This window comes from Eggerthella guodeyinii (genome assembly GCF_009834925.2).
GTDB classification, from domain to species: Bacteria; Actinomycetota; Coriobacteriia; order Coriobacteriales; family Eggerthellaceae; genus Eggerthella; species Eggerthella guodeyinii.
Genome location: NZ_CP063310.1, coordinates 2,910,633 through 2,932,155 on the forward strand (window position 1 = coordinate 2,910,633; position 21,523 = coordinate 2,932,155).

Here is a 21,523-nt window from a genome sequence, read left to right on the forward strand (position 1 = left end):
GCATGCGGATACGGATGCGATGCGAACGCGAACCTACGTCCAGAACTGCGCGGCTTCGATGATATTCCGATATGCCCAAGGGTACACGTCGGAGTACCAACCCGTTTCCGGCACGAAGCACAGCAGCGTGCTGTACAGCACCGAAACGGCCACGAGCACGAGCAGCACCTTCATGAGCAGGTTCTGCGCGGTGGAACCCGGTTTCAAGTTCTCGTTCACGATGAACACGAGCAGCACCACCGCCGCCAGGAACATGAAGCTGAAGTCGGCGAAGTACCGTTGCAGGATGCCGGCCATCTCCGCGTCGGCGAGCGCCACGATGACGCCGCCCAGCAGCAGCACGATGATGACGCCCGCGATGGTGCGGGTGGAACGCTGGTTGATGCGCAGCTTGAGGATGCGGCGCGCGAACGGCAGCACCCACAGCACCGGCAGGCACGCGAAGATGCCGCCGAAGGTGACTTCCTTGATGGTCTGCCCCATGTACGTGGTGTCGAACGGGGCCGGCTGCAGGTACGGGAACACGCCCGTCGCGCTCGGCGGCTGCAGGAAGTACGCGAACAGCGCCGGGGCCAGGCGGCCGACGTTCCAGCCGCGCTTCGTCATGTCGTTCACCGTGAGGTTGTAGTTCGCGCCAAAGTCCGTGAACGAGCCGAAGCGCGCGTGGTTGTACGCCATCAGCCCCGCAGCCACCACGAGGTAGGGCGCGATCAGGCAGCCGAATTCGCGCGCGCCGCGCGGCGTGAGCAGCCGGCGTTTCGTGATGTACGTGCGCCAGAACAGCGGGAAGGCCAGCAGCGACAGCACGAGCAGCTGCGGACGGCAGCCCGCCACGAGCGCCATGCACAGCGATCCCGCGAGGTACCACTTCTCAGGCCCCGCCGAGGCGCGCCCCTTCATCCAGAAGTACAGGCCCCACACCGAGAACGCCAGGCCCAGCGCGATGGGCAGCGAGTAGAACGTCGGGAACTTCAGCAGGTACAGCACGCCGCAGCACATGACGAGCGGTATCTGCAGCAGCAGATACAGCCCCAGGCTCACCCGCTTGAAGTGGTAGCGCGCGAACCGGTCCAACAGCGCCGAGCATCCCAGCACGAAGGCCACCACCGCGATGAGCACGCCGATGGCCGTGGGGAAGTTCGCACCCGTGATCAGGTAGAACGGAAGGTAGAACAGGATGACCGGCACCACGCCGAAGTACACGTAGTAGTGACCCTCGTAGTACGCCACGTCGAAGAGGTAGGACTCCCCCGTCTCCTTCTGCATCTCGTCGCGCGCGCCCTTGTCGTAGGGGTCGTTGGAGTCCTGCAGCCACTGCGGCGGCTCCTCCTCCAGGTACAGCTGCCCGTGCGCCATGGCCTTCGCAAGCTCCGCGTACTGCTGCGCGTTGTCGCCGCCCACCTCGAACGTGTTGATGAGGCTCTTGCCGTCCCACGAGCCGCTGTTGTAGCTTTGCGTGGCGACGCCCACGAGGTTCGACCCCAGGAACATGAACGAGCTGAACAGGCACACCTCGATGGCCACCGTGGCGATGATGGCGGCCTTCGACTTGCGCGGCTCGCTGACGATGCCGATGCGGTAGATGGCGGAGCGCGGGCGGAACGCGAACACGAGCGCCAGCAGCCCCATGCAGACGAAGAAGCGCGTCGTGTTGAAGTCGAACGGATGGTGCGCGTTGATGCACACGTCGCTCAACTTGATGGGATAGCTCACGTCGTCGCCGGTGATCTCGATGCGCAGGTTCTTCACGAGGCCCGTGGTGTTGAGGTTGATGTACTCGCTCTGGTCGCTGAACGTGGACACCCCCACCTCCGGCACGCCCACCGTGTACTCGGTGGAGTCGAAGTACGTGTGGTGCGCGTCGTCGGTGAACTGGATCTTCACCGTCAGCTCCTGCGCGGGCTGCAGGTAGTCGAAATTGAGCCAGACGTTGTGCACCTCGGTGTTGAGGTTCGAGAACTCCAGCACGTGGTTCACCGCGGTCACCTTGTACTGGTCGTCGGTGGTTTCCTGCAAGGTGAGCTTGTCGTTCAGCGAGATGGTGTTGTAGTTCGCCGACGTGAAATAGTTGATGTTGAACAGGAACGTCTCCAGCAGAAGCGAGATCGCCACGATGACGAGCGCGCTCTTGACGAAGTGGATCACCGCCGGGCGGTGCCTGCTCATGAAGCCGGTATAGGCATAGGCTATGTTCTGGCGTACGGTCGGCATAATGGTAAAGAATTATAGATGAAAAAAGGCGGAGGGGGCAGCTCAAGCCCCATCCGCCTTCAAGATTGCGTGCAAAAAGCCGCGCGCGGCGCGCCTTACAGGCCCAGCGCCTGCTTCACGTCGCCGTACACCACGTTCGGGTCGCGGTCGCCGTCGATGGAGACGAGCAGATCGCAGCCGCGGTAGTAGTCGATCAGCGGCGCCGTGGACTTCTCGTACACGTCGAGGCGGTTGCGCACCGTGGCCTCGTTGTCGTCGTCGCGCTGGTACATCTCGCCGCCGCACTTGGGGCACGTCTCGTCGGCTGCCGTGCCGATGTAGTTGCAGTCGCGGCACATGCGGCGCGAGGTGAGGCGCTTGACGATGACCTCGGGGTCCACGTCCACGAGCAGCGCCGCGTCGAGCGGGCGGCCCAGCTTGGACAGCTCGGCGTCGAGCGCGACCGCCTGGGCGGACGTGCGCGGGAAGCCGTCGAGGATGAAGCCCTTCTCGGTATCCGGGTCCTGCAGACGCTCGGTGACGAGGCCGATGATGACGTCGTCGGGCACGAGATCGCCCGCGTCCATGTAGGACTTCGCCTTCTGGCCCAACGGCGTGCCGGCCTTCACGGCGGCGCGGAGCATGTCGCCCGTGGAGATATGCGGCGTACCGAACTCTTCGACCAGCTTGGCCGCCTGCGTGCCCTTACCGGCACCCGGCGCCCCCAACAACACGATATTCATGATGGTTCAATCCTTTCGACATACAATCGATGCGCCGTATTGTACCAAAGCCCTGCACCGGAAACTATCGCCGACCCAAAAACACGGAAGACCACCGGAAAACGGAGGGACCTCGACCAGAGGGGGGCATTCTCCCTTCTGGCGCGCGACGCGGGCATCCCCGGGAGAATCTTGCGCCAAGAACGAAAGAGGAGGACCCGCAGGCCCTCCCCTTCTTGCACGCTTGTACGGTTCCCTACTTGAAGAAGCCGTCGTAGTTGTGCATCTTCAGCTGGCTTTCCACCTTGTTCATGGTGTCGAGGGCCACGCCGATCATGATGAGGATCGAGGTGCCGCCGAACGCCTGGATGAGCGTGTTGCCGGTGAAGTAGAAGATGATCGTCGGCACGACCGCGATGGCGGCGATGAAGATGCCGCCGGGCAGCGTGACGCGATGCAGCACGTTCTTGATGTACGTCACCGTCGCCGTGCCCGGGCGCACGCCGGGGATGAAGCCGCCCTGCTTGCGCAGGTTGTCGGCCGTCTCCTCCGGGTTGAACACCATGGAGGTGTAGAAGTACGCGAAGAACACGATGAGCACCACCGTGAGGATCCAGTTGACCCAGCCGGTGGAGATGGCGTCCGCCACCGCCGTCAGCCAGTCCACGTTGAACAGGGCCGCCAGCTGCGCCGGGAAGTAGATCAGGCAGCTCGCGAAGATGATCGGGATGACGCCCGCCGCATTCACCTTGAGGGGAATGTAGGTGGACTGGCCGCCCATCATCTTACGACCCTGCACGCGCTTGGCGTAGTTCACCGGGATGCGGCGCTGCGCGCGCTCCACGAAGATGATCGCGGGGATGCAGGCAAGCACCACAATCAGGGTCAGCACCGTGATAGCGATGCCCATGCCCGTGTCCGCCGTCAGGTTCATCGACGAGAAGATGGCGCTCGGCACGCGCGACACGATGCTCACGAAGATGATGAGCGACATGCCGTTGCCGATGCCGCGCTGCGTGATGAGCTCGCCCATCCACATGATGAACGCGGTGCCCGCCACGAGCGTGAACACGACGAGGACGTCGGTGAGAACCTCCGGCACGGCCGTCGAGAACACCACGCCGTACTGCGGCGACTTGAACAGCAGCAGGTAGCCCACGGCGTTGATCAGGCCGAGACCCAGCGTCAGGTAGCGCGTGATCTGGGTGATCTTGCGACGACCCGTCTCGCCCTCCTTGGCCCAACGGCCGATGGCGGGAATCACGCCCTGCATCAGCTGCATGATGATCGACGCCGTGATGTAGGGCATGATGCCGAGCGAGAACACCGAGAAGTTCGACAGCGCGCCGCCCGTGAACAGGTCGAGCATGGTCATGGACACGCCCGAGTCCTGGAACGAGTTCGCGAACTCGTTGAACGGGATACCGGGCACCGGCACGTACGCGCCGAAACGATACAGCGCGAGGATGGCCAGGGTGAACAAGATCTTCTTGCGCAGCTCCGGTACCTTGAATGCATCGATGATCGAGCTTAGCAAGGCTCTTCGACCTTTCCTCCAGCTGCTTCGATTTTCGTCTTGGCCGAAGCAGACACCTTATCCACCTGCACGGTGAGGGCCTTCGTGATCTCGCCGTCGCCGAGCACCTTCACGAGCGCGTCCTCATGCTTGATGACGCCCTTGGCCTTGAGGCTCTCGCCGTTCACCACGTCGCCGGCCTCGAAGAGCTCCTCGAGACGCTTCACGTTGACGGGCAGGTACTCCACGTGGTTGATGTTCTTGAAGCCCGGGAGCTTGGGGAGACGACGAGCGAGCGGCGTCTGGCCACCCTCGAAGCCGGCACCCTTGCCGCCACCAGCGCGCGACTTCTGACCGTTCATGCCACGGCCGGCCGTCTTGCCGGTGCCGGACGCGGGACCGCGACCCACGCGCTTGCGGGGCTTGCGCGAACCTTCAGCCGGCTTGAGATCCTTGAGTTCCATGTTGTGATTCTCCTTCTTTTCGCTGTCCGGGACGCATCCCGGCGCTGGCAGCTCGCCGCCAGCAAACTTCCGTAAATCGACCATCGGCGCGCCGTTGCGGCACGCCGATGAATCATTATATCTTACTTGCTATAAAGCAAAAGCCTAGATTTCCTCGACCTTGACAAGGTGCTTCACCTTGAAGATCATGCCGCGGACGGACTCGTTGTCCACCTGGTCCACGGTGCGGTTGATCTTGCCGAGACCCAGGGCGCGCAGCGTCTTGCCCTGATCCTCCTTGTAGCCGATGGAGCTCTTCACCTGGGTGATGCGCAGCGTCTTCTTTGCGTCAGCCATTAGTTCTTCTCCTTCCAGCCGTAGATCTGAGCGACGGACAGACCGCGGCGCTCCGCGACCTGCTCGGGGCTCTCCATGCTCTTGAGGCCCTCGGCGGTGGCCTTGACCACGTTCATCACGTTGTCGGTGCCGAGCGACTTCGCGAAGCAGTCGGTCACGCCGGCGAGCTCCATGACCGCACGGGCCGCGCCGCCGGCGATAACGCCGGTACCGGGCGTAGCCGGCTTGATGAGCACGCGGCCGGCGCCGTACTCGCCGATGATCTCATGCGGCAGCGTCTTCTCGGCCGTCAGCGGCACGCTGAACATGTTCTTCTTCGCGTCCTCGACGCCCTTCTTGATGGCGATCGGCACTTCCTGGGACTTGCCCATGCCCACGCCGACGCGGCCGTTGCCGTCGCCGACCACCACGAGCGCGGTAAGCGCGAAGCGGCGGCCGCCCTTGACGACCTTGGACACGCGGTTGATGTAGACGACGCGTTCCTGAAGCTCGGGGACCGCGGCGTTGTCTTGTTTGTTACGAGCCATAGACCTTAACCCCTTCTAGAATTTCAAGCCTGCTTCGCGAGCAGCATCGGCCAAAGCCTTGATGCGCCCGTGATACAGGTTGCCGCCACGGTCGAACACGACTTCCGTGACACCGGATTCCTGCGCCTTCTTGCCCACGATCTCGCCGAGCGCGGCAGCGCCCTCGACGGTCGCGCCGTTCTTGCCCGTAGCCTTGAAGTCCGGGCCGAGCGTGGAAACGCCGCAGATCGTCTTTCCGGCGACGTCGTCGATCACCTGCACGTACAGGTTGGAGTTGCTGCGCGTGACGCACACGCGGGGACGGGCCGCCGTACCGGCGATCTTTCCGCGAACGCGACGATGGCGACGAGCCAGCGCAGCTTGCTTTTTCTGAAGCTTGTTCATGATAATCCCTTCGATCTCAATCGTTCGCGGCTACGCTTAGTCGCCCTTAGCGGCCTTGCCGAGCTTACGGCGCACGAGCTCGCCCTCGTAGCGGATGCCCTTGCCCTTGTACGGCTCAGGCTTGCGCCACTTGCGGATATTGGCGGCCACCTGGCCGACCTGCTCCTTGCTCGGGCCGGACACGATGATCTCGGTCTGGCTCGGGACTTCGAACGTGATGTTCTCGGGGGCTTCGATGGAAACCGGATGCGAGAAGCCGAGCTGCAGCTCCAGGTCCTTGCCCTTGAGCGCGGCGCGGTAGCCGACGCCGACGAGCTGGAGCTTCTTGGTGAAGCCCGTGGACACGCCTTCCACCATGTTGGCGATGAGCGTGCGCACGAGGCCGTGGTAGGCCTTCGCCTCGCGGGTGTCGTCCGGACGCTCGACGATGACGTCGTCGCCCTCGCGCTTGATGATCATGATGGAGGGGAAGCTGCGCGTGAGCTCGCCCTTCGGGCCCTTCACCGTCACGGTGTTGCCGTCGATGGTCACATCGACGCCGGCAGGAACGGTGACGGGCTGTTTGCCGATACGAGACATATCAAACCTCCCTTTCCTACCAGATGTAGGCGATGACTTCGCCGCCAACGCCCTTTTTGCGGGCGTCGCGATCGGTCATCACGCCGTTGCTCGTCGAAATGATCGCCGTGCCGAGGCCGCCGAGCACGCGAGGCAGCTCGTCCTTGCCCGCGTAGATACGCAGGCCGGGCTTCGAGATGCGCTTGATGCCGCGGATCGTCTTGGCCTTCTTGTCGCCGTACTTCAACGTGATCTCGAGCGTAGCGCGCGGCTCGCCCTCGACGACGTCGTAGCCCTGGACATAGCCCTCTTCCTGCATGATGCGGGCTATCTCGACAAGTTTCTTGCTCGACGGCATGGAAACCGTCGGCTTGCCGGCAGAGTTAGCGTTACGCACGCGCGTAAGCATATCTGCAATGGGGTCGGTCATGGTCATAGTGATTTTCTCCTTTGGTCCGTGATGAGCCTAGCGGTTCGGTTCGTCGGCGCCCATAACGCCTCCGCCTGAACCGTGGCACACCCGAGCGTAGTCCGTCGTAGCGCCTACCACGACGCCTTGGTCACGCCGGGCAGTTCGCCTTTGTTGGCCAACTCGCGCAAGCAGATACGGCACAGGCCGAACTTGCGGTAGTAGGCGCGGGGACGTCCGCAGCGCGTGCAGCGGTTATGCTGACGCGTCGAGAACTTCGGCTCGCGCTTGGCCTTGGCGACCATCGATTTCTTAGCCATGCAAATCCTTCTTTCTTATATCCAGCCCGTCCGATCATCCGGACGGGCTCGAGTGCACTTGCAGCGCAGGCTGCCAGCGACAGCCTTGGGTGGGGTTTCGCGGCTGTTATTCCTTGTCCTTGAACGGGAAGCCCAGCGCATCGAGCAGTGCGAACGCGCTGTCGTTGTCCTGCGCGGACGTCACGAACGTGATGTCCATGCCGCGCGTGCGATCGATCTTGTCGTAGTCGATCTCCGAGAAGATGAGCTGCTCGGTCACGCCCATGGTGTAGTTGCCACGGCCGTCGAAGCTGGTCGGCGAGATGCCGCGGAAGTCACGCACGCGGGGAAGCGCGGTGGCCAGCAGGCGGTCGAGGAACTCCCACATGCGGTCGCCGCGGAGGGTGACCTTGCAGCCGATGGGCTGGCCTTCGCGCACGTGGAAACCGGCGATGGACTTCTTGGCACGCGTGACGCAGGGCTGCTGGCCCGTGATGATGCGCAGGTCGCCCATGGCGGCGTCGAGCAGCTTGTGGTCGGCCGCAGCGGCGCCCACGCCCATGTTGACGACGATCTTCTCAAGACGCGGAACCTTGTTCACGTTATCGAGGCCCAGTTCCTTCTCGAGCTTGGCCACGATCTCGTTGGTGTACTTTTCCTTCAAGCGAGGAGCAGTCATATGTCCTTAATCCTTTCGATGAATTAAACGCAGGATTTCCGACCCTGCGTCCCCAACCGACCTTGTGGCCAGCGGGGGTCATTGCTCGAAGGGGCACGCCGCCGAAGCGCCGCGCCACCTTCGCAAACTAGGCGATGTCCTTGCCGCACTTCTTGCAGACGCGGACCTTCTTGCCGTTCTCGTCGCGCTTGTTGCTCACGCGCGTGGGCTGCTTGCAGCTCGGGCACACCAGCATCACGTTCGACACGTGGATGGGAGCCTCGACCGAGGAGATGCCGCCCTGCGGGTTCTGCTGCGTGGGACGCAGCGCCTTCTTGACGACGTTGACCTTCTCGACCACGACGCGTTCCTTCTGGGGAAGGGCATGCAGGACCACGCCCTCCTTGCCCTTGTCCTTGCCGGACAGGACCTTCACCTTATCGCCCTTTTTGATGTTCATGCTATTCATTGCGCAACACCTCCTTAGAGCGTTTCCGGTGCCAGGGACACGATCTTCATGTACTTCTTGTCGCGCAGCTCGCGGGCGACGGGCCCGAAGATACGCGTGCCGCGCGGCGCGCCGTTCGTGTCGATCAGGACGGCTGCGTTCTGATCGAACTTGATGTAGCTGCCGTCGGGACGACGAACTTCCTTCTTCACGCGCACGACCACGCAGCGGACGACATCGCCCTTCTTCACGTTGGTGTTCGGCGCGGCTTCTTTAACGCTGCAGATGATGACATCGCCCAGTCCCGCGTAGCGGCGCTTGGAGCCGCCCAGGACCTTGATGCACTGCACCTTGCGAGCGCCGGAGTTATCGGCCACTGCGAGCATGGTTTGCATCTGAATCATTGCTTCAACCTAACTTTCATCTCGATAGTCTCTCGCGATAAACGCGCGGGACTACTGGGCCTTCTCGACGATCTTGACGAGGCGCCAGCGCTTCATCTTCGACAGCGGACGCGTTTCCATGATCTGAACGGTGTCGCCGAGGCCGGCTTCGTTGTTCTCGTCATGGGCATGGAACTTCTTCGTCGTCGTCATCATCTTGCCATACACCGGATGCGGCTTGCGCTCCTTGACTTGCACGACGCAGGTCTTGTCGTTGACGGCGCTCACGACGACGCCCTGACGGACCTTGCGGGAGTTACGATCTTCGCTCATGGGTACTCTACCTTCCTGACGAGCTAAGCGCTCAGCTCGCGGGCGCGCATCTCGGTCTGAATACGCGCGATGTCCTTTTTGACCTGCTTCACGCGGGCGGTGTTGTCAAGCTGGCTCGTGGCCATCTGGAAGCGCAGGTTGAAAAGCTCCGCGCGCGCTTCCTTGAGTTTCGCCTGCAAATCGTCGGCAGACAGCTCACGGATCTCTGCTGCTTTCATTTATTCCTGCCCTTCCGTTTCACGAGAAACAATCTTGCACTTGATGGGCAACTTGTTGATGGCGAGACGGAGCGCTTCCTTAGCGGTCTCCTCGTCGACGCCACCGATCTCGAACATGATGCGGCCGGGCTTGACGACCGCGACCCACGCCTCGGGATTGCCCTTGCCGGAACCCATGCGGGTCTCGGCAGGCTTCTGCGTGATGGGCTTGTCCGGGAAGATCGTAATCCACACCTTACCGCCACGCTTCATGTAGCGGGTCATGGCGATACGGGCTGCCTCAATCTGACGGTTGGTGATCCATGCGGCTTCGAGCGCCTGGATGCCATATTCGCCGTGGTTCAACCGGGTGCCGCCTTTGGCCTTGCCCTTCATGGAACCACGCTGCACCTTGCGGTGCTTAACGCGCTTAGGTACGAGCATTTACTTTGCCCTCCTATCGTTACGATCGTTGCGACGGGGACGGCTGGGACGAGAGCTGCCCTCGAGCGCCGGCTGGGGAGCCTTCTGGCCGGGGAGCACTTCGCCGTGGTACACCCACACCTGCACGCCGATGGAGCCCATCGTCGTGGCAGCCGTGGCGAAACCGTAGTCGATCTTGGCGCGCAGCGTGTGCAGCGGCACGCGACCCTCGCGATACCACTCGCGACGGCTCATCTCGGCACCGCCGAGACGACCGGAGCACTGGATACGGATGCCCTTGGCACCGCTCTTGCGGGCGGACTGGACAGCCTTGCGCATGGCGCGACGGAAGGCGACGCGGCCCTCGAGCTGCTCGGCGACGGACTGCGCGATGAGCGCGGCGTCGAGCTCGGGGCGCTTGACCTCGACGACCTCGATGGACACGGGGCCGTTGGCGACCTTCTCGAGCTTCTTGCGCAGCGAGTCGATCTCGGCGCCCTTCTTGCCGATCACGACGCCCGGGCGGGCGGTGGTCACGATGATCTTGATCTTGTCGCCAGCGCGCTCGATCTCGACCTTGGAGACGGCGGCACGGGCGAGCTGCTTGTCCAAAAACTTCCTGATGGCCAAGTCGTTTGCCAGGTTCTTGGCATAGTCTTTGTCGGCATACCAGCGGCTACGCCATTCCTCGGTGATGCCGAGGCGGAACCCGGTGGGGCTTACTTTCTGACCCATGCGGCTTATGCCTCCTCTCGCGGTGCGACGATGATGGTGATATGGCTCGTGCGCTTGCGGATGCGCGAAGCGGAGCCCTTGGCGCGCGGACGGATGCGCTTGAGCGTGGGGCCTTCGTCGGCGAAGGCCGTCTTCACGACGAGCGTTTCCGGACGCACGTGGTGCAGGTTCTCGGCGTTGGCCACAGCGGAGTTCAGCGTCTTGGCGACGACCTCGGCGATGGCGCGGTCGGAGAACTGCAGGATCTCGCGAGCGGCGGGCACGGACTTGCCACGAATCAGATCGATGACGATGCGCGCCTTGCGGGGCGAAACGCGGACGTAGCGTGCGATTGCTTTAGCTTCCATTGTTTTCACCCCTTCTTATCTCTTCTTGCCCTTGTCGGCGGAATGACCCTTGAACGTGCGGGTCGGGGCGAATTCGCCCAGCTTGTGGCCGACCATGGATTCCGTAACGTATACCGGCACGTGCTTGCGGCCATCGTGCACGGCGATGGTGTGACCCACCATTTCCGGGAAGATGGTGCTCGAGCGCGACCAGGTCTTCACGACGTTCTTCTCGCCCGCCGCATTCATCTTCTCGATACGATCAAGAAGGCGCGGTTCAACGAAAGGACCCTTCTTCAAACTTCTACTCACTATTACTCCTTAACGCTTTGCGCTACTTCTTGCGACGGCGGATGATCAAGCGGCTCGAAGCCTTCTTGGGATTGCGGGTGCGATGGCCCTTCGTGGGAACGCCCCACGGGGTGACCGGGTGACGACCAGCGGACTTGTTCTTGCCCTCGCCGCCGCCGTGCGGGTGGTCGACCGGGTTCATGACGGTACCGCGAACGCTGGGGCGGATGCCCTTCCAACGGTTGCGACCGGCCTTGCCGATCTTGATGTTGGAGTGCTCGGCGTTGCCGACCTCGCCCACCGTCGCGCGGCACGTGATGAGCACGCGGCGCATTTCGGAGGAAGGCATGCGCAGGATGGCGTAGTCGCCCTCCTTGCCCATGAGCTGGATGCTCGTGCCGGCGGAACGGGCGATAGCGGCGCCCTTGCCCGGCTGCAGCTCCACCGCGTGGATGAGCGTGCCGACGGGGATGTTGGCCAACGGCAGGGCGTTGCCCGGCTTGATGTCGGCCTCGACACCGCTCATGACGGTATCGCCCACGCGGAGGCCCTTCGGATGAAGGATGTAGCGCTTCTCGCCGTCAACGTAGTTGAGCAGGGCGATGCGGGCGCTGCGGTTCGGGTCGTACTCGATCGTCGCCACCTTCGCGGGGACGCCGTCCTTGTTGCGCTTGAAGTCGATGATGCGGTAACGGCGCTTGTTGCCACCGCCCTGGTGACGGGTGGTGATGCGGCCGTTGTTGTTGCGCCCTGCCTTGTTGGACAGCGGCGCAAGCAGCGACTTCTCCGGCTTCGACGTCGTGATCTCGGCAAAGTCCGAGACCGTCTGGAAGCGTCGGCCGGGGCTGGTCGGCTTGTACTGTTTGACTCCCATTGCTTTCCTTTCTGCGGATTCTCGCTCGCACGCCTCTCCGTACACCGAGAATCCTTCGTCTCTTCGTGGCTCCGATTGCCGCCGGTGTACCTCAGGGAGGCTGGGTACGTGCGACTCCGGTTGCCACGCGTCCGGGTGTATCCATCGAAGTCCAGACGCAACCGAGAATTATACGCAGAAAACGCCTTGTATTCAAGAAGCAATTTCACAGACACAACCTGCGCACAAGTGCTCCACGGGCGGGCGGGGCCCTCCCCGCTTCCCGGTTTCGTTCAAAACGCGCCTTCGCGCCCCCCGCCGCCGTCAATACCATGATACTATTGCTCATAGTTGATCGGATGCGCGGAAAGGATGCGTGATGCGCGACGAGATTCTCGTGAACGTCCTGCTTCCCGCCACGCGCGAAGCCTACGACCTCTGGGTGCCCTCCGCGCTGACCGTGCGCGAGGCGAGCCTGCTCATCGCCCGCGCGCTGGCCTCCCGCGCGCCCGCCCGGCCCGACGTCGTGCGCGGCAACGCGCTCATGTCCGAGGACACGGGCTCGCTCATCGACCCCAGCCGCGTCATCGGCGACATCGGCCTTCCCCACCGCGCCCGCCTCGTGCTCGTGTAACCGCCCGCACAGCAGGCGATTCAACCGCGAAGACAACCTCTCCCCGTGTCGAATACGCGCGCTTGGAGCGCCCGAAGGTGGGGTACAATGAGCGCAGTGCGCTTGGGGCGCATCGGGGAAGTTGCGAGAAAGCGTGAACGGCGGACACTATGGCATGGAACGTCTCGGCGGAAATGATCGCCTTCATCATCGTGCTCATCATCTCGGTGTACTCGCGCAAAAGCCACGCAGTGCCGTCGCGCAAGAACCTGCTGTTCCGCCTCTGCCTCATCACCACGCTGGGCGCCATCGGCACCAACCTGGCCTCCACGCTCATGATCGCCTACGCGCCCGCGGAACTGCTGCCCCTCACCTGGCTCGTGACGGCCGTCTACTTCGTGCTCACCCCGCTGCTGGGAACCGTGTACTTCTACTACGCCGTCGCCGTGGTCGGCGAGGCCAGCTCGGTGGGACGCTGGCAGATCGCCGTGAGCGCCGTCCCCTGCGTGCTGTACTTCCTCTGCGTCATCGCGAACTTCGCCACGAACTGCCTGTTCTGGTTCGACGATGCGGGCGGCTACCACCAGGGGCCGCTCATCCTGACCACGTACCTCGTGTTCTACTTCTACTGCATCGCGTGCTTCGCGCTCGTCGTGTTCACGCGCTCGCCCATCGACCCGGCCATCAAGCGCATCCTGGCCGTGTTCCCGCTCGTGGCCGTGGCCGTCATCGCCGTGCAGCAGGTGTTCCCCTCCTACTTGCTGTCGGGCTCGGCCGCGGCGTGCTCGCTGCTGATCATCTACCTGTACCTGCAGAACAAGCGCCTGTCGGTGGACCTGCTGACCGGCGCGCCGAACCGCCAGGAGTTCCTGTCCATGGTGGCGCTCATGCACGACAAGCAGCGGCCGTTCACCACGCTGCTCGTGTCGCTGTCCAACTTCAAGTTCATCAACGACAAGTTCGGGCACGACAACGGCGACCGCTTCCTGCGCGAGTTCGCGCAGTTCCTCGAGACGCTCGGGCCCACCGTGCGCCTGTACCGCTACAGCGGCGACCAGTTCGCGCTGCTCATGGACGAGGAGGAGATGCAGGGCAACCCGGATCACGACGTGGACGCGGTGCTGGATGCGCTGCACGAGCGGCTGGAGCAGCCCTGGACCATCGGCGGCTACTCCTACACGATGACGGCCGCCATCGGCGTGGTGTCGTACCCCGCCATCGCCCACACCCCCGCCGACGTGGTGACCGCGCTCGAATACACCGCCGCGAAGGCGAAGCGGCTCGAATCGGGGTCGTCGTGCATCTGCACGCCCGCCATCATGGACGCCATCAACCGGCGCAGCACCATCGCCGACATCGTGCGCGAGGCGGTGGCCGACAACAGCCTGACCGTGCACTACCAGCCCATCTGGTCCGAGAAGGCGGGCGCGTTCGTCACCGCCGAGGCGCTGTGCCGCGTGTACGACGAGCAGCTGGGGCCCATCCCGCCCGACGAGTTCATCCCCATCGCCGAGGAGACCGGCATCATCCCCGAGCTCACCTACGAGGTGCTCGATCGGGCGTGCGCGTTCGTGCGGGCCTACTGCGACGAGCATCCGGGCACCGCGTTCCGCGGCGTGTCGGTGAACCTCTCGTCGGTGCAGTTCGTGCAGAACGACCTGGCGGAAAGGGTGCTGGCCATCGTGGAGCGCCACGGCATCCCCGCGTCGTACCTGCGCATCGAGATCACCGAGAGCGCCATCATCGCGAACCCCGAGGCCGTGCGCACGTTCATGACCCGTATGAGCGAGGAGGGCGTGCGCTTCTACCTCGACGATTTCGGCACGGGCTATTCCAACCTGTCCACGGTTCTCAACCTGCCGTTCGACGTGGTGAAGATCGACAAGAGCATCCTGTGGTCGGCCACGGCCGGAAGCGACAACGCGGCGTTCCTGCCGTACCTCATCGCGTGCTTCTCGTCCATCGGCTCCGAGGCGCTGTCGGAGGGCGTGGAGACCGAGGAGCAGCGCGCCTACCTCGACCACTGCGGCTGCGACCTCATGCAGGGCTACCTGTTCTCGCGGCCGCTGCCGCCCGAGGATGCGGCGGCCGTCATCGCGGCGAGCGAGCGCTCCTAGAGACGCTTCGCTTCGCAACGGCGAAGAAGAAGGGGGAACCGGCCGAAGCCGATTCCCCCTTCTCGTTTCTCGCTGCCTGCGGCGCTTACTGCTGCGGGGCCGGCTCCTTCGGGTCCTCCACGGTGACCGTGGCGTGGTCGAGCAGCCACTGGTTCGCCTTCATGCGCTCGGCGGCCTCGCGCAGGGCGAACCCGCGCCCGTTCTCCTGCATCTCGCGCTTCACGGCGTCCGGGTTCTGCGGGTTCATCGAGCGGCAGGCCGCGTCGATGTCCTCGTCGGTGAGCGTGAGCTTCTCGTGGCGGAACAGCGCGTCGAGCGCGTAGCCCTGCACGAGCATCTCGCGGGTCTGCATCATCATGAGCATGCCGAATTGCTGCTCGCCGCCCTGGCTCTGCACGAACTGCTCGAACGGGATGCCCTGCTGCTGCAGCTGGCCGCGCAGGTTGGACACGAGCGTCTTCTGCATGGCCTCGTACACCTCGTCCTGGATGCGCCCCTGGAAGCGCTTGGCAAGCTCGGAGGCGGCCACCTGCAGCTTGTACGCCTCGTACTGCGCGCGGCGGTCGGCCGTCAAGCGCTCGGCGATGCCGCCGCGCAGCGCGGCCGCGTCGCGGTACATGGGCAGGTTCTTCGCCACCCACTCGTCGTCGATGGCGGGGACGACCTTCTTCTGCATCTCCTTGACGGTGACGGTGCAGTCGATGGTGTCGCCCTTGGCATCGCCTTCGGCGCCCATGCCCGGCAGGTCGAACGAGAACGACTTCGTCTCGCCCACGTTCATGCCGATGAGGTGCTTCTCGAAGTCCTCGGGCATGAGGCCCATGCCGGTGAGGTACGTGCGTCCCTCGGTGGACAGGTTGTCCATCTTCTCGCCGTTCTGGGAGGCGTCGAGGGCCAGCAGGAAGCCGTCGCCGCTCTGCACCGGGTGCGGCTCGTCCGACACGAACTCGGCGTAGCTCTCGGCGATCTGGGCGATCTGGGCATCCACCTCGGCCTGCTCCACCTCGAACGGCGGCACGGTGATGGACACGGGCTCGTAGGACGTCAGCTCGTAGTCGGGCTTCGGCGCCACGCGCAGCTCGAACGAGAACGTCTGGCCGCGCTTGAGCGGACCGTCGGCTTTCGGCTGGGCGGGATAAGCCGGCGTGATGTTGCGCTTGTCGATGGCGAACGGCACGAGGTACTCGATGGCCTGCTGCTGCACGATGGCGTCGAGATCCTTGATGCCGAGCTGCTTCTCCACGGCCTGCTCGACGGACATGCCTGGCGTGGGCTGGATGCCCATCTGCTGGGCGAACCCGTACTGGGCCATCGTCAGGGCATGGCTGACCTCGGCGGTGGACGCGACGGCTTCCAGCAGAACCTGGCCGTCGTCGAGCTTCTTTTCGGTTACCTTCATAAGGCGTCCCCTTCTAGTTTGATCGTCAAGCGCTCATTGTAGCGCATTACTCGTTGGACTTGAGGCTTTCCACCATGTCGATGCGGTGCAGCTTGCCGCGCATGGCCAGCATGACGAGCACGGTGAACAGCATGGTCAGCAGGAACGCCAGCAGGAAGCTGGTGGCGTGGATGTCGCGGCCGAACATGATCTGGTCCACCTCGGCCGTGACCACGACGAAGCTCTCCATCCACACGCCCAGCACGAGGCCGACCGCGCAGCCGATGGCCGCCAGCAGGAAGATCTCGCGGAAGATGTAGGCGTTCATCTCGCGCGGCGTGAAGCCGAGCACCTTGAGCGTGGCGATCTCGCGCATGCGCTCGGTGATGTTGATGTTCGTGAGATTGTACAGTACGATGAACGCGAGCGCCGCCGCGGCCGTGACGAGCACCACCACGATCATGTTCACGCTCGACATCATGTCGCGGTACGCGTCGATCGTCTCGTCGTTGTACGCCACGGTCTTCACGCCGCCGATGGCCAGCAGGTCGCTCGACAGCTGCGCGCGCTGGTCGGGGTCGGACGTGGTGATGGCCAGCACGGTGCGGTAGTCGGGCGCCTCGCCCATGAGCCGCTCGTAGAGCGCGGGGCCCATATAGGCGTAGTGGTACACGTAGTTCTCGACGATGCCCGTGACCGTTGCCTCGTAGGACGCGCTCGTCGCGTTGCCGAGGGCGTCCTGCTCGGTCAGCGCGACGGCGTCGCCCACGCGCACGCCCAGCTCGCCCGCCAGCTTCTCGGTGAGCACGAGGCCGTCGTCGGCCAGCTCCACCGGCTCGTGGCCCACCCGGGTGTCGAGGGCCACGTAGTCGTCGAACGACGCCGGGTCCTCGGGCACGACGAGCTCCATGCGCTTGTCCTGCTCGTCCGGCCCGCTCGCCAGCATGTTCTGGCGCATGACCATCGTGTGCGCGGTGACGAGCGAGCCGTCGTCCAGCAGGTCGTCCACGCGCTGCCGCTCCTCGTCGGACAGGTCGTCCGCCAGCGTGACGGTGGCGTTGTACTTCGTGATCTCGCCGAACTGCTTGTCGATGATGTCGTTGATGGCGTTGGACAGCCCGAGGCCCGTCAGCAGCAGGGCCGTGCAGCCCGCGATGCCGATGACCGTCATGATGAAGCGCTTCTTGTAGCGGAACAGGTTGCGGAACGTCACCTTCCACGAGAACGAGAGGTGCCGCCACAGGGGCCCGATGCGCTCGAGCAGGAAGCGCTTGCCGGCCTTCGGCGCGCGCGGCAGCATGAGCTGCGCGGGGCGCTCGCGCAGGGTGGCGGTGACGGCAGCCCAGGTGGCGAACAGCGTCACGCCGACGCCGAGACCGGCCGCGAGCCCGGCGAACCAGGGATCGATGGGCAGCGGCAGCGGCAGCTCGGGCACGAAGTAGATGATGCCGTAGGCCTTCATGATGACGGCGGGCAGCACCTGCGACAGCACGAGGATGCCCACGAGGCTGCCGGCGCCGCTGGCCACGGCCGCGTACGCGAGGTACTTGGACGCGATGCGCCCTCGACGGTAGCCGAGCGCCTTGAACGTGCCGATGAGCGCGCGCTCCTCCTCCACCATGCGCGTCATGGTGGTGAGGGCCACGAGGGCGGCCACGAGGAAGAAGATGAACGGGAACACGGCGGCGATGCTGTCCACGCGGTCGGCGTCCGCCTCGAAGCTGGCGGCGCCGTAGTTGGCCGTGCGGTCCATGACGAGCCACTCGGGGCTTTCCAGGTCGTCGATCTGCCGCTGGGCGTCGTCGAGCTGGCGCTCGGCGTCGGCCAGCTGCTCGTCGGCGTCGGCCTTCTGCCGCTCGTACTCGGCGAGGCCGCTGTCGTAGTCGGCGCGGCCCTGCTCGAGCTGGGCGTGGCCGTCCTGCAGCTGCGCGGCGGCGCTGTCGAGCTGCTGCTGAGCCGCGGCGATCTGGGAGTCGGCCTGCGAGCGCGCGGCGGCCAGCTCGGCGCGCGCCTGCTCGAGCTGCTGGGCGCTCGCGTCGAACTGCGCCTTGCCGGCGTCGTAGGAAGCCTGCTGCTGGTCGAGGGTCGACCGAGCGTCGGCCAGCTGCTGGCGCGCGCCGTCGACCTGTTGCTGCGCGGCGGCAAGCTGCTGCTGGAGGGCCGCGATCTGCTGCTGCAGGGCCGCGATGGCCTCGGCGTTGGCCTCCGGATCCTCGTTGAGCTCGTCGAGCTGGGCCTGCATCTGAGACAGCTGCTGCCGGCCGGCGGCGATCTGCGCCTCGACGGGCGCGAGCTGCGCTTCGACCTGGGCCGCTTGCGCGTCGTAGGCGTCCCAGCCCTGCTGCAGCTGGGCGGCGCCGTCCTCGAGCGCGGGGCGCTGCGCGTCGAGCTGGGCCTGACCGTCGGCGATCTGCCGCTCGGCGTCGGCCAGCTGCGCATCGGCGCTCGCCTTCTGGTTCGCCAGCTCGGTCACGCCGCTGTCGTAGGACGCCTGGCCGTCGGCCAGCTGCTGCTCGCTCTGGGCGATCGTGGCGGCGGCCTCGTCGAGCTGGCGCTGCGCGTCGTCGAGCTGCGCCTGCGCGTCGGCCTTCTCGCGCTCGTAGTCGGCGCGCTTCTCGTCGAGCTCCTTTTGGGCGTCGGCTTTCAACCCGTCGACGCGCGCCTGCTCGCGCTCGGGGGCGAGCGCCTCGATGCGGTCCATCACCTCGGCCACGCGCCGGTCGTACGCGTCGCTCGACGCGTGCTCGTCCGCCGCGCCGCGCACGGTGACGTACGCTTCGGTATAGGGGAGGTCGGCCGAGAAGTCGCTCTCGGGCACGTACATATACTGCTGGATGGAGCCCGAGCCCAGCGTGGTCTCGCCCATGCTCGACGACGTGGCGTAGTACGGCGCGTTCACGAAGCCCGTCACCGTGTACGTGCGCGTGACGAGGGTGTCGTCCACGTCCTGCGTGCCCTCGGTGATGGTCACCGTGTCGCCGATGGCGATGGCGTCGTTCTCCACGAGGTTGGACGACAGCACGCACTCCCCCGCCTTCTGAGGCCACGAGCCCCGCACGAGAAGGGGGCGGTTCAGATAGTCCGGATCGTCGGAGCGCGCGTGCACGCCGTCGGAGGTGTCGCTCGTGCGCGCCGCGTCGGGCAGCGAGTGGATGCGCGCGGCGTACTGCTCGGAGTCGATGGTGACCATGACGTCGGTCTCGCGCGCGGGCATGACGGCCTCGACGCCCTCGACGTGGCGCAGCGCCGCGATGTCGTCGTCGGTGAGGCCGAGGGTCGACAGCACGCGGATGTCCATGAGCGACGTGCCGTCGAAGTACTCGTCGGCCGCCAGCTTCATGTCGGGCGCGGTCATGCGCAGGCCGGCGTAGAAGCCCGTGCCCAGCGCGACGATGGCCGCGATGGCCAGGAAGCGCCCGAGCGAGTGGGTGATCGAACGCAGGGTTTCGGTGTTGAACGCGCTTTTCACTCTCGTGCCGCTACCACTCGATCGTCTCGGCCGACACGGGAGCATCGTTCACCTCGACGCCGGCCACCCGGCCTTCGCGGATGTGGATCACCCGGTCGGCGATGGCGGTGAACGCCGAGTTGTGTGTGATGAGCACCACCGTCTTGCCCGTCTCGAAGCACGTGTCCTGCAGCAGCTTCAAGATGGCCTTGCCCGTGTGGTAGTCGAGCGCGCCGGTGGGTTCGTCGCACAGCAGCAGCTTGGGGTTCTTGGCGAGCGCGCGGGCGATGGCCACGCGCTGCTGCTCGCCGCCGGAGAGCTGCGCCGGGAAGTTGTCGAGGCGGTGGCCCAGCCCCACCTGCTCGAGCACCGTGCCCGCGTCGAGCGGGTGCTTGCAGATCTGGCTGGCAAGCTCCACGTTCTCGAGCGCCGTGAGGTTCTGCACGAGGTTGTAGAACTGGAAGACGAACCCGATGTCGTAGCGGCGGTAGTACGTGAGCTCTTTCTCGGAGAAGGCGCTGATCTCGCGGTCGTCGAGCATGATGGTGCCCGACGAGCAGGCGTCCATGCCGCCCAGCATGTTGAGCAGCGTCGTCTTGCCCGCCCCCGAGGGGCCCACGACCACGACGAGCTCGCCGCGCTCGATGTCGAAGGTCATGCCGTCGACGGCGGCGACCTCCACCTCGCCCATGCGGTACACCTTGCGCACGTCGCGAAACTCCACGAACGCCATGCCTGCCTTCTTCCATCAGCTCGAATACCCGTTTCCCCCACCATACACGAACCCATCCCCCAGCGCCAGCAACAACACGCCGCCGTCACGAACGCCGGCCCGTTGAACGCGCATGCACGACGAACGAGAACATATGGTTCGCGCGAACCATCCGGCGACCCGGCGGAACGGCTCGCTTGGGGAGGCGCCGGGTGCGGGGCGCGATGCGCCGCATCACGCAGAAGCGCCCCCGCGAATGCGGGGGCGCTTGGGTGCACGATGTGCGGGTCGCTTAGGAAGCGAAGAGTTCGATGGTATCGCCCTCTTTGAGGGTGACCATGGCCTTCTTCCAGGCGCGGGTCTTACCGAGCTGGTAGCGCACGCGCTTCGGCTTCGGCTTCACGTTGAGCGTGTTGACCTTGACCACCGTCACGTTGAAGATGGCTTCGACGGCCTGGCGGATCTCAACCTTGTTGGCATCCTTGGCAACCTCGAAGGTGAAGGTGTTCTTCTCCATCTGGTCGTAGCTATGCTCCGTGATGACGGGGCGGATGATAACCTCGCGGGGGTCCTTCATTATGCAAGCACCTCCTCGATGCGCTTCAGGGCGTCGGCCGTGAACACGAGCGCCTTGTTGTCGATCAGCTCGTAGGTGTTCGCCTCGGCCACGGGCAGGATGTTCACCGTGGGGATGTTGCGGAACGACAGGTAGGCGTTCACGTCGTCGTCGGCGATGACGACGGTCGTGCGGCGGTCGAGGCCGAGGGCCTTGAGCGCAGCTACAGCCGCCTTCGTCGAGGGCTTCTCGAAGTTGAACGTGTCGACCACGTACAGCTCGCCGTCGGCCAGCTTCGCGGACAGCGCGGAGCGCATGGCCAGCTTGACCTCTTTGTTGTTCACGCGGAACGCGTAGGAACGCGGATGCGGGCCGAACACGGCGCCGCCGCCAGCCCACTGAGGGGCGCGGATGGTGCCCTGACGGGCACGGCCGGTGCCCTTCTGGCGCCACGGCTTCTTGCCGCCGCCGCGCACCTGGCCGCGCGTCAACGTGCTGTGCGTGCCCTGGCGCCAGGACGCACGCTGGGCGCGCACAACCTGGTGCATGACGGGCACGTTCGGCTCGATGCCGAACACGGAAGCGGTGAGGTCGGTGGTGCCGGCCTTCTTTCCGCTCGCGTCTTTGATCTCGATAGTCGTCATGAT

At 64.8% G+C, this 21,523-nt stretch carries 27 protein-coding genes; 2 read left to right on the forward strand and 25 right to left on the reverse strand.

Going from position 1 to position 21,523, the window contains the following annotated elements; genetic code table 11:
• Nucleotides 1–33: 33 nt before the first annotated feature.
• From GS424_RS12305 to rplB, 20 genes are all read right to left on the reverse strand, one after another.
• On the reverse strand, nt 34–2,166 hold the full coding sequence (locus GS424_RS12305; protein WP_244977541.1) for a cytochrome C oxidase Cbb3: 2,133 nt from the start codon (nt 2,164–2,166) through the stop codon (nt 34–36).
• A 140-nt stretch (nt 2,167–2,306) separates the two neighbouring features.
• On the reverse strand, nt 2,307–2,933 hold the full coding sequence (locus tag GS424_RS12310; RefSeq protein ID WP_101723114.1) for an adenylate kinase: 627 nt from the start codon (nt 2,931–2,933) through the stop codon (nt 2,307–2,309).
• A gap of 235 nt (nt 2,934–3,168) precedes the next feature.
• Complete coding sequence (gene secY, locus GS424_RS12315; protein WP_154333793.1) at nt 3,169–4,449, reverse strand: preprotein translocase subunit SecY; 1,281 nt, start codon at nt 4,447–4,449, stop codon at nt 3,169–3,171.
• Complete coding sequence (gene rplO, locus GS424_RS12320) at nt 4,443–4,892, reverse strand: 50S ribosomal protein L15 (protein ID WP_160942740.1); 450 nt, start codon at nt 4,890–4,892, stop codon at nt 4,443–4,445. The genes secY and rplO overlap by 7 nt, the downstream gene beginning before the upstream one ends.
• A 144-nt stretch (nt 4,893–5,036) precedes the next feature.
• On the reverse strand, nt 5,037–5,228 hold the full coding sequence (rpmD, locus tag GS424_RS12325) for a 50S ribosomal protein L30 (RefSeq protein WP_154333791.1): 192 nt from the start codon (nt 5,226–5,228) through the stop codon (nt 5,037–5,039).
• Nucleotides 5,228–5,755: a 30S ribosomal protein S5 gene (rpsE, locus tag GS424_RS12330; protein WP_154333790.1), complete on the reverse strand. Its 528-nt coding sequence runs from the start codon at nt 5,753–5,755 to the stop codon at nt 5,228–5,230. The genes rpmD and rpsE overlap by 1 nt, the downstream gene beginning before the upstream one ends.
• A gap of 15 nt (nt 5,756–5,770) precedes the next feature.
• On the reverse strand, nt 5,771–6,139 hold the full coding sequence (rplR, locus tag GS424_RS12335; protein ID WP_154333789.1) for a 50S ribosomal protein L18: 369 nt from the start codon (nt 6,137–6,139) through the stop codon (nt 5,771–5,773).
• Between the two features lie 36 nt (nt 6,140–6,175).
• The gene (gene rplF / locus GS424_RS12340) at nt 6,176–6,718 is read right to left on the reverse strand and encodes a 50S ribosomal protein L6 (protein WP_160942739.1); all 543 of its coding nucleotides are present in this window, start codon (nt 6,716–6,718) and stop codon (nt 6,176–6,178) included.
• Between the two features lie 16 nt (nt 6,719–6,734).
• Nucleotides 6,735–7,133 carry a 30S ribosomal protein S8 gene (gene rpsH, locus GS424_RS12345; RefSeq protein ID WP_154333787.1) on the reverse strand — a complete coding sequence of 133 codons (399 nt, stop codon included), beginning with the start codon at nt 7,131–7,133 and terminating at the stop codon, nt 6,735–6,737.
• 107 nt (nt 7,134–7,240) lie between these two features.
• Nucleotides 7,241–7,426: a type Z 30S ribosomal protein S14 gene (locus tag GS424_RS12350; RefSeq protein ID WP_101723122.1), complete on the reverse strand. Its 186-nt coding sequence runs from the start codon at nt 7,424–7,426 to the stop codon at nt 7,241–7,243.
• A gap of 106 nt (nt 7,427–7,532) precedes the next feature.
• The gene (rplE, locus tag GS424_RS12355; protein ID WP_154333786.1) at nt 7,533–8,084 is read right to left on the reverse strand and encodes a 50S ribosomal protein L5; all 552 of its coding nucleotides are present in this window, start codon (nt 8,082–8,084) and stop codon (nt 7,533–7,535) included.
• A 127-nt stretch (nt 8,085–8,211) separates the two neighbouring features.
• Nucleotides 8,212–8,532 carry a 50S ribosomal protein L24 gene (rplX, locus tag GS424_RS12360; RefSeq protein WP_154333785.1) on the reverse strand — a complete coding sequence of 107 codons (321 nt, stop codon included), beginning with the start codon at nt 8,530–8,532 and terminating at the stop codon, nt 8,212–8,214.
• 14 nt (nt 8,533–8,546) lie between these two features.
• Entirely contained in the window at nt 8,547–8,915 is a 369-nt protein-coding gene (rplN, locus tag GS424_RS12365; protein WP_101723125.1) for a 50S ribosomal protein L14, read from the reverse strand.
• 51 nt (nt 8,916–8,966) lie between these two features.
• Nucleotides 8,967–9,227 carry a 30S ribosomal protein S17 gene (rpsQ, locus tag GS424_RS12370; RefSeq protein ID WP_101723126.1) on the reverse strand — a complete coding sequence of 87 codons (261 nt, stop codon included), beginning with the start codon at nt 9,225–9,227 and terminating at the stop codon, nt 8,967–8,969.
• 23 nt (nt 9,228–9,250) lie between these two features.
• Nucleotides 9,251–9,445, reverse strand: coding sequence for a 50S ribosomal protein L29 (gene rpmC, locus GS424_RS12375; protein ID WP_009306348.1), 195 nt, complete (start codon nt 9,443–9,445; stop codon nt 9,251–9,253).
• Nucleotides 9,446–9,868: a 50S ribosomal protein L16 gene (rplP, locus tag GS424_RS12380; RefSeq protein ID WP_154333784.1), complete on the reverse strand. Its 423-nt coding sequence runs from the start codon at nt 9,866–9,868 to the stop codon at nt 9,446–9,448.
• Entirely contained in the window at nt 9,869–10,582 is a 714-nt protein-coding gene (gene rpsC / locus GS424_RS12385) for a 30S ribosomal protein S3 (RefSeq protein ID WP_101723128.1), read from the reverse strand.
• Nucleotides 10,583–10,587: 5 nt separating this feature from the next.
• On the reverse strand, nt 10,588–10,929 hold the full coding sequence (rplV, locus tag GS424_RS12390; RefSeq protein ID WP_154333783.1) for a 50S ribosomal protein L22: 342 nt from the start codon (nt 10,927–10,929) through the stop codon (nt 10,588–10,590).
• A 15-nt stretch (nt 10,930–10,944) separates the two neighbouring features.
• Nucleotides 10,945–11,220 (reverse strand): 30S ribosomal protein S19, encoded by a 276-nt coding sequence (rpsS, locus tag GS424_RS12395; RefSeq protein WP_009306352.1) that lies wholly within the window; start codon nt 11,218–11,220, stop codon nt 10,945–10,947.
• Between the two features lie 22 nt (nt 11,221–11,242).
• Entirely contained in the window at nt 11,243–12,073 is an 831-nt protein-coding gene (gene rplB / locus GS424_RS12400) for a 50S ribosomal protein L2 (protein WP_154333782.1), read from the reverse strand.
• Between the two features lie 358 nt (nt 12,074–12,431).
• Between rplB and GS424_RS12405 the strand changes: the two genes are divergently transcribed.
• The gene (locus tag GS424_RS12405) at nt 12,432–12,686 is read left to right on the forward strand and encodes a hypothetical protein (protein ID WP_160942738.1); all 255 of its coding nucleotides are present in this window, start codon (nt 12,432–12,434) and stop codon (nt 12,684–12,686) included.
• Between the two features lie 149 nt (nt 12,687–12,835).
• Entirely contained in the window at nt 12,836–14,782 is a 1,947-nt protein-coding gene (locus tag GS424_RS12410; RefSeq protein WP_160942737.1) for a putative bifunctional diguanylate cyclase/phosphodiesterase, read from the forward strand.
• 85 nt (nt 14,783–14,867) lie between these two features.
• On the opposite strand, the gene GS424_RS12415 is transcribed toward GS424_RS12410, so the two are convergent.
• The 5 genes from GS424_RS12415 to rplD form a co-directional block, all read right to left on the reverse strand.
• On the reverse strand, nt 14,868–16,181 hold the full coding sequence (locus tag GS424_RS12415) for a trigger factor (RefSeq protein ID WP_160942736.1): 1,314 nt from the start codon (nt 16,179–16,181) through the stop codon (nt 14,868–14,870).
• A 46-nt stretch (nt 16,182–16,227) separates the two neighbouring features.
• Entirely contained in the window at nt 16,228–19,629 is a 3,402-nt protein-coding gene (locus GS424_RS12420) for an FtsX-like permease family protein (RefSeq protein ID WP_160942735.1), read from the reverse strand.
• A 10-nt stretch (nt 19,630–19,639) separates the two neighbouring features.
• The gene (locus GS424_RS12425) at nt 19,640–20,341 is read right to left on the reverse strand and encodes an ABC transporter ATP-binding protein (protein WP_160942734.1); all 702 of its coding nucleotides are present in this window, start codon (nt 20,339–20,341) and stop codon (nt 19,640–19,642) included.
• Nucleotides 20,342–20,612: 271 nt separating this feature from the next.
• Nucleotides 20,613–20,897: a 50S ribosomal protein L23 gene (gene rplW / locus GS424_RS12430; RefSeq protein WP_154333776.1), complete on the reverse strand. Its 285-nt coding sequence runs from the start codon at nt 20,895–20,897 to the stop codon at nt 20,613–20,615.
• Nucleotides 20,897–21,520, reverse strand: a complete 624-nt coding sequence (gene rplD / locus GS424_RS12435) for a 50S ribosomal protein L4 (RefSeq protein ID WP_160942733.1) — start codon at nt 21,518–21,520, stop codon at nt 20,897–20,899. Before rplD ends, rplW begins: the two co-directional genes overlap by 1 nt.
• Nucleotides 21,521–21,523: the final 3 nt, after the last annotated feature.

Bases quoted from the DNA above. Each gene is read 5' to 3' on its own strand.
- GS424_RS12305 (WP_244977541.1), bottom strand. From the start codon at position 2,166: ATGAGCAGGCACCGCCCGGCGGTGATCCACTTCGTCAAGAGCGCGCTC.
- GS424_RS12310 (WP_101723114.1), bottom strand. From the start codon at position 2,933: ATGAATATCGTGTTGTTGGGGGCGCCGGGTGCCGGTAAGGGCACGCAG.
- rplO (WP_160942740.1), bottom strand. From the start codon at position 4,892: ATGGAACTCAAGGATCTCAAGCCGGCTGAAGGTTCGCGCAAGCCCCGC.
- rpmD (WP_154333791.1), bottom strand. From the start codon at position 5,228: ATGGCTGACGCAAAGAAGACGCTGCGCATCACCCAGGTGAAGAGCTCC.
- rpsE (WP_154333790.1), bottom strand. From the start codon at position 5,755: ATGGCTCGTAACAAACAAGACAACGCCGCGGTCCCCGAGCTTCAGGAA.
- rplR (WP_154333789.1), bottom strand. From the start codon at position 6,139: ATGAACAAGCTTCAGAAAAAGCAAGCTGCGCTGGCTCGTCGCCATCGT.
- rplF (WP_160942739.1), bottom strand. From the start codon at position 6,718: ATGTCTCGTATCGGCAAACAGCCCGTCACCGTTCCTGCCGGCGTCGAT.
- rpsH (WP_154333787.1), bottom strand. From the start codon at position 7,133: ATGACCATGACCGACCCCATTGCAGATATGCTTACGCGCGTGCGTAAC.
- GS424_RS12350 (WP_101723122.1), bottom strand. From the start codon at position 7,426: ATGGCTAAGAAATCGATGGTCGCCAAGGCCAAGCGCGAGCCGAAGTTC.
- rplE (WP_154333786.1), bottom strand. From the start codon at position 8,084: ATGACTGCTCCTCGCTTGAAGGAAAAGTACACCAACGAGATCGTGGCC.
- rplX (WP_154333785.1), bottom strand. From the start codon at position 8,532: ATGAATAGCATGAACATCAAAAAGGGCGATAAGGTGAAGGTCCTGTCC.
- rplN (WP_101723125.1), bottom strand. From the start codon at position 8,915: ATGATTCAGATGCAAACCATGCTCGCAGTGGCCGATAACTCCGGCGCT.
- rpsQ (WP_101723126.1), bottom strand. From the start codon at position 9,227: ATGAGCGAAGATCGTAACTCCCGCAAGGTCCGTCAGGGCGTCGTCGTG.
- rpmC (WP_009306348.1), bottom strand. From the start codon at position 9,445: ATGAAAGCAGCAGAGATCCGTGAGCTGTCTGCCGACGATTTGCAGGCG.
- rplP (WP_154333784.1), bottom strand. From the start codon at position 9,868: ATGCTCGTACCTAAGCGCGTTAAGCACCGCAAGGTGCAGCGTGGTTCC.
- rpsC (WP_101723128.1), bottom strand. From the start codon at position 10,582: ATGGGTCAGAAAGTAAGCCCCACCGGGTTCCGCCTCGGCATCACCGAG.
- rplV (WP_154333783.1), bottom strand. From the start codon at position 10,929: ATGGAAGCTAAAGCAATCGCACGCTACGTCCGCGTTTCGCCCCGCAAG.
- rplB (WP_154333782.1), bottom strand. From the start codon at position 12,073: ATGGGAGTCAAACAGTACAAGCCGACCAGCCCCGGCCGACGCTTCCAG.
- GS424_RS12405 (WP_160942738.1), top strand. From the start codon at position 12,432: ATGCGCGACGAGATTCTCGTGAACGTCCTGCTTCCCGCCACGCGCGAA.
- GS424_RS12410 (WP_160942737.1), top strand. From the start codon at position 12,836: ATGGCATGGAACGTCTCGGCGGAAATGATCGCCTTCATCATCGTGCTC.
- GS424_RS12415 (WP_160942736.1), bottom strand. From the start codon at position 16,181: ATGAAGGTAACCGAAAAGAAGCTCGACGACGGCCAGGTTCTGCTGGAA.
- GS424_RS12425 (WP_160942734.1), bottom strand. From the start codon at position 20,341: ATGGCGTTCGTGGAGTTTCGCGACGTGCGCAAGGTGTACCGCATGGGC.
- rplW (WP_154333776.1), bottom strand. From the start codon at position 20,897: ATGAAGGACCCCCGCGAGGTTATCATCCGCCCCGTCATCACGGAGCAT.
- rplD (WP_160942733.1), bottom strand. From the start codon at position 21,520: ATGACGACTATCGAGATCAAAGACGCGAGCGGAAAGAAGGCCGGCACC.